Origin of the sequence: Bartonella sp. ML69XJBT (assembly GCF_028618515.1) — a bacterium.
Classification (GTDB): Bacteria; Pseudomonadota; Alphaproteobacteria; order Rhizobiales; family Rhizobiaceae; genus Bartonella.
Genome location: NZ_JAQITB010000059.1, coordinates 1 through 6,014 on the forward strand (window position 1 = coordinate 1; position 6,014 = coordinate 6,014).

The 6,014-nt window shown below is 37.2% G+C and carries 6 protein-coding genes and 1 pseudogene; 6 read left to right on the top strand and 1 reads right to left on the bottom strand.

The window, feature by feature from the left end:
* The first annotated feature begins 186 nt into the window (after positions 1 to 186).
* Genes ssb through PVV68_RS09470 form a run of 3 tightly spaced genes read left to right on the top strand, consistent with a single transcriptional unit; the run spans position 187 to position 1,497 of the window.
* On the top strand, positions 187 to 627 hold the full coding sequence (gene ssb / locus PVV68_RS09460; protein ID WP_273782958.1) for a single-stranded DNA-binding protein: 441 nt from the start codon (positions 187 to 189) through the stop codon (positions 625 to 627).
* A gap of 17 nt (positions 628 to 644) precedes the next feature.
* Complete coding sequence (locus PVV68_RS09465; RefSeq protein ID WP_273782960.1) at positions 645 to 983, top strand: hypothetical protein; 339 nt, start codon at positions 645 to 647, stop codon at positions 981 to 983.
* Positions 970 to 1,497: a hypothetical protein gene (locus PVV68_RS09470; protein WP_273782961.1), complete on the top strand. Its 528-nt coding sequence runs from the start codon at positions 970 to 972 to the stop codon at positions 1,495 to 1,497. The genes PVV68_RS09465 and PVV68_RS09470 overlap by 14 nt, the downstream gene beginning before the upstream one ends.
* A 13-nt stretch (positions 1,498 to 1,510) precedes the next feature.
* Here PVV68_RS09470 and PVV68_RS09475 read toward each other — a convergent pair whose 3' ends face one another.
* Entirely contained in the window at positions 1,511 to 2,119 is a 609-nt protein-coding gene (locus PVV68_RS09475; protein WP_273782965.1) for a hypothetical protein, read from the bottom strand.
* 207 nt (positions 2,120 to 2,326) lie between these two features.
* Between PVV68_RS09475 and PVV68_RS09480 the strand changes: the two genes are divergently transcribed.
* The 3 genes and pseudogenes from PVV68_RS09480 to PVV68_RS09490 form a co-directional block, all read left to right on the top strand.
* Positions 2,327 to 2,659, top strand: a complete 333-nt coding sequence (locus PVV68_RS09480) for a hypothetical protein (protein WP_273782962.1) — start codon at positions 2,327 to 2,329, stop codon at positions 2,657 to 2,659.
* Positions 2,640 to 3,968, top strand: coding sequence for a PBSX family phage terminase large subunit (locus tag PVV68_RS09485; RefSeq protein WP_273782964.1), 1,329 nt, complete (start codon positions 2,640 to 2,642; stop codon positions 3,966 to 3,968). The genes PVV68_RS09480 and PVV68_RS09485 overlap by 20 nt, the downstream gene beginning before the upstream one ends.
* A pseudogene (locus PVV68_RS09490) lies at positions 3,953 to 4,330 on the top strand (phage portal protein); the annotation flags it as partial. The gene PVV68_RS09485 and the pseudogene PVV68_RS09490, both read left to right, overlap by 16 nt.
* Positions 4,331 to 6,014: the final 1,684 nt, after the last annotated feature.

Genomic DNA, 6,014 nt, shown 5'->3' on the forward strand with positions numbered 1-6,014 from the left:
AAGAGTTTAACCATTTATTAAAATATGACGTTTTCTTAATAATGAACATATGTAGTTTATAAACTACGAAATAAATAATGTCAATTGTAATGTTTATTCAAAAATATTTTTATTATCTTATTGAAAAAATTGTAAAAATAGTAAAATTATGCTATAATTTTTGCATGATAGAATGGAACTATAAGCATGTTAAATAAAGTGATTTTAATTGGCTATTTAGGGGCTGATCCCGAAAGCAAAACAATGCCATCAGGTGGTGAGGTGGTCAATTTTCGTTTAGCAACGTCTGAGAGCTATACAGAAAAGGCAACCAATAAGAAAATCCAAAAAACAGAATGGCATTCCATTGTGGTGTTTAATCCACATTTGGCAAAAATAGCACTTCAGTATCTTAATAAAGGCAGCAAAGTCTATATAGAGGGGCAGTTACAAACCCGTAAATGGCAAGATAAAAACGGTGTTGAACGTTTTGTAACAGAGATTGTCTTGCCACAATACAAAGGGGACTTAAAGCTGTTAGATGGCAAAAATGACGATGATCAAGAGCAATCATCTCCCTATGCGACAAGCTTTCACAGACCTCTTGATATGCCTACAAGCCCTTTAAATGATGATGTTCCTTTTTAAATAGAAGGCGTTTTTAAATGTCCGATAAGCAGCCGCTACATACATTTAGTTCAATCTGTAAATCTAAGCCAGTTTATAACTATACTATTACAGGGCAGGAGATAAAATCATTACAACATAATGCTAAGATTGAATCAGGCTGTTGTGTAGCGATAGGCTTTCTAGTTGTAATACTAGCACTTGTCGTTATATGGACGATAAATAATGGCGATGATTGGAGAATACTACCAATTCTTTTAACAGTAGTCCTTTTTCTGATGTTTCTATTGCTTATGTTGTGTGGAACATTGTCAAATTCAGAGGAAATTTGGAAAAACGTTCAACAGGTATCTGAGGTTATCTGTGAAAAAAAATAAAAAGAGGGGACGCCCTAAAATCACAGGGCAGCTAAGAGAAGCCAATGGTCGTATATCGCGTGCAAAATCGCCTCGTGAAGCTGTCGATAAATTGGCAATTGAAATGCGTGCAAAGCGCTTCTGTTTAAGCTTACAAGAGGCTAAAAATCCGCTTTCTGGTACCTATATAGGGCGGCTTTGCTTGCAAGGTGTGCTTACACAAGAGCAATATGACGCCGCACAACAGTACCTACAGATACGAAATAACTACCTTTGTGCAAAGGGCTTGCCTAGTGCTATTTATGACGAAATGCCGTCATCTGCTGATGATAAAGCGAGAGACAAATGGGTAGAATTTGCAACAGAGAAGTTTTTAAACACGCAAGAGGCAATAAAAGAAGCGCAACATCTCTATAGACAGTATAATCTCTATGCAGCGCTACAGTACCTTGTTATAGAGGATCAAAAATTACCGCATCTTGTAAGTTCACTACGTGTCGTTCTTAACGCGCTTCAAAAGCATTTTAATCGTTAAATGATAATCTCTATTACGGCTTCATCATATTGTATATCGTTTTTAAGTCTCTACAAAACCTAGCTGTTTTTTTTATTCCACTCCCATTATCGACTCTCATGCTAGATACTAAATCAATAACTTGTGTTTCAGGGTTAATGCCATTTCCAGTTGGAGTACTAAGAAATTTTTTTGCGTAATAAATCATTGGATCTGCACTGCTCATGGACATATTATATGCCCAAATAAAATTTTCTTCACTCCAATTATGCTCATAGCGTAAAGTATTTATTACATTGGGGAGCATCGCCCATGACATCTCTTTATTATAATCACCTCGCAATAAATTCACAAAGCGTCCACATAAAACAATGAGTATGTGACGATGCCATACAGTGTCAAATTTAGAAGCTATATTATGATAACCACGGCTGTATACAAATTGTTGTGCTTGGTTTTGCTTGTCAAAATGCGTAAATGCTTCATATTCTTTACTTGCGTATTTGTCGTAAAGTTGATTATACTCCTCTATAGTATCTACACTTGTAAACATACGCGTCAATTTGTCTCTAAATCCAAATGACGCTGATATAGAAAAGAAAGCTATAAATGTTATGATGCGTGTTATGGATAATGATTTCATCATTTTGAACCCTTAATTATTCATAAGCTCTGTTTAACCGATTCTCTTCGAATATATCAATATGTGTTATTTTTATGTTGACAAAGTGATGCAAATCGTATTTAATGACATTACTGTACTTAGGCGTATTGTGTCTAAATGAGGGTGATGTACAGTCTAAAACCCCCGCATTTGCGGGGTTTTTTTATTATCTGGAGGGAGGAATTTATGACATCAGAAAATACAGAGCAGGTTTTACAACCGACCAAAAAGCCTCTGCCTCCTAATGCTGGTCAAGGGCGGGTAAAAGGGGTACCGAATAAGAATACGCGTCTTCTTAAAGAGGCTATCATTAAAGCAGCTGAATTGGCAGGCAGCAAATATGGTAAGGAAGGGCTCATCTCTTATTTGGAAAAGCAAGCGATTAAATGCCCTGCGGCTTATTTAGCGTTGCTTGGTAAGATCTTGCCCTTGCAAGTGACAGGAGAGGATGGGGGAGCCATTAAGATGATAGGGCGCGTGGAAATCGCTCCTTTGGTGAATGACAATACGACAGATTAAGATTGTTCCAAAGCTTATACCGATTTTTACAGGGAAGGCTTTGGTGCGTGCGGCTTTTGGAGGACGGGGGTCAGGAAAGACAAGATCTTTTGCTTTGATGGCTGCTTTAAAAGGCTATCAATTTGGTATGGGGGGAATATCAGGCACTATCCTTTGTGCACGTCAGTTTCAAAATTCGCTAGCAGAGAGTTCCTTGGAGGAGATAAAACGTGCTATTGAAGCCCATGACTTTTTAAAGGACTATTATAAGGTTGGGGAATCTTCAATTAAGTCGAATGATAGTCGTATAGCCTTTCAGTTTTGTGGTCTTGACCGGAATATTGCCAGTATCAAATCCATGGGGCGGATATTGCTGTGTTGGGTTGATGAGGCAGAACCGGTCACAGAAACAGCTTGGCAGACGCTTATACCGACGTTGCGTGAAGAGGGCGAGGGTTGGAGAGCAGAGTTATGGGTGACATGGAACCCATTACGGGACAATGCACCGGTTGAGAAGCGCTTTCGTTTTTCAGACAATGAAGCCATTAAACGTGTTGAGATCAATTGGTCAGACAATCCGAAATTTCCAAAGATCTTGAATGAAGCGCGGCTTGATGATCTGAGAAATCGTCCAGAGACCTATAAGCATATCTGGGAGGGTGCTTATCTTACCGCTGTTCAAGGGGCTTACTTTCAAAAAGAGATGTTGGCAGCTGAGCAGGAGGGGCGGATAGGGCGTGTTGCTCGTGACCCTTTAATGCAGATACGCGCCTTTTGGGATATTGGGGGAACGGGAGCCAAAGCAGATGCAACGGCGATATGGATAGCACAATTTGTTGGTAGAGAAATAAGGGTGCTTGATTATTACGAGGCACAAGGACAGCCCTTATCAGAGCATATTGGCTGGTTACGTCAAAATGGTTATGAGAAGGCATTAATGGTGCTCCCCCATGACGGTGCGACCAGAGATCGTGTGCATAATGTGAGTTTTGAGAGTGCTCTCAATGATGCGGGTTTTGAAACGCAGGTCATTCCTAATCAAGGAGCAGGTGCTGTTAAGATGCGGATAGAGGCGGTGCGACGTATTTTACCTTCAGTTTGGTTCAATGAAGAAACGACCGTATCAGGACGTAAGGCACTGAACTGGTATCACGAAAAATGGGATGAGAAGCGGAATATAGGGTTAGGCGCCGAGCATGATTGGTCCAGTCATGGTGCGGATGCTTTTGGCTTAATGTGTGTGGGTTATGAACAGCCGGTGCAGAAACATAAGAGAGAAGCTTACAGCGGTAGAGACGCTTATGAGAGCACGTCATGGATGGCAGAATGATGCATGATGAAGAGCATTTAGACAAAGATAGCAACATTTCAGATCTGTCGACAGAAGGTTTGTTTCGTAAACTTGTCAGCTGGTATAAGGAAGATATTGAGCACGTAAATAAATGGCGTGAACAGGCACGTGAAGATTTTCGTTTTTACAATGGAGATCAGTGGAATGATGCAGATTTAGCTGCGTTAAAAGAACAACGCCGCCCTGTGATGACCTTTAATCGGATAGCCCCGCTTGTGAATGCCGTTGTGGGAGCTGAACGCAATAATAAGCGAGAGGTACAATTTATCCCCCGTCAAATAGGCAAGGCATTGCCCAGTGAATTGCTAACCGGTGCAGCAGAATGGTTTCGTGATATGGCACCACATTGTACCTAAAAACACAATAAAGTCAATAGTTTGTTTATAATTATTTTATATGAATCCACTTAAGAATCCACACTTTTATACGTGTTTCATTTGACCATTTGTTATATAAGATTGGCACGTATGAATAGAGCATAAAAAGCAAAACATGATGTAAATATTATAACGCATGTAAACGTTCAAATGAAATGAAAAGCAGCTATCATTCATAACAGTTCATAAATTTTATGATACGTTTTTATCACTCAAAAATCGCATTGTTTTAAAATTTAATCGTTTGCAATTATCTATAACATACTTAAAGAGCACAGCTTGTTTTAATGATTGGTTTGTTAATCGCATAAAAAGAAAAAATTAGCGTTCGCCAAAATTGGCGAGCGCAAAATCTAAAGATGTTATAGCAATATCTTATTATCTATTAAGGGTATAATCGTTTGAAACTTTTATAAGCTTATAGGTTTTAATTCATTAAAGGTGCATAAAGGATTTCAATATCGTTTTTAAAGCGCTTACTAAAAATTTAGTAAATGATAGGCAGGTAATTATACAGACACTCTCATCACAACAGTTATGAAATTCAAAACGTTATGTCTTATAATGCGAAAACCTTTTAATGACGTATACACAGCAAGCTATCAAAAAATGTTTTAACAGTTATATTTTTAAAGCACTTACTTACAAAATTAATGGCAGCTCTTTTAAGAGAAAAGATAAGCAAGCAAAATTCAAAACCATTGTAAAATCTAAACGCATAGGGTTTTACTAAATTTTTAGTAAAATAATGCTGTTAAAAAAATGCTCTCTTTTAAAGATAACAAACTCAAAATTGAGCCAGCTAATTTTTAAAGAAATTAGGTTTTAAAGAAAAGTAAAAATACGCTTATAAGAACCTCTTTAAATGAATGTATAAACGTTTGAAACTGATGTTTTATAACAGCTATAAACTTAGTTATCATTTGCTCTTAAGAACGTTTCATTTACGAAAAACAAAGATCTAGATTTTACAGCAGAGCAAATCTTAAAAACCTTATATTCTAAAAAGCGTTTGTTTATTTGTCTTATGAAAGGCTGCTTTTAAGAACCAATGCGCCTAAATGTAAAAAACGGGTTTTGTTATAGACATTCCCTTAATACGCCGTTGCTTTTGATTGTACTGATAAAGCTACCAAACGTTTTGATTTTAGAATGTCAGTTATTTGAATTCACTCAGCTCTATTTTGAGCTTAGTATTTTAAAACGTTTTAAAGAGGCATTTTGATTATGTGCTTTATTTCAAATGACTCCCTTTAAATATGAGAGCGTTTTATTGATAGGTTTATAAAAATCAAAAGCGTTTAGAAACTCTCTTATTCAAATGAATGCTATCAAGATCATACCCATCATTTATGATCCTTTTGATAAGTTTTCATAAAAACAATAGAACGCTTGCAATATGATACGTTTTGTATATATGCATTTATCACTCCATTGTGGATGATTATTAGATCATTAGAAACGTGATTAGAAAGCCGCGTCATATTACTTGATACGGCTTTCTTATTTGAATTCTCTCTTTTATGATGCGTTTATAGCTGTAAGAAGGCGCCCCCCACGCCGTTCTTTATTCTGTTTCATCAACAATCTTGACAAGGTTATCGCTTTCATAAACCTCATAATTTATAGGAACTTTCCTTACTTTGCT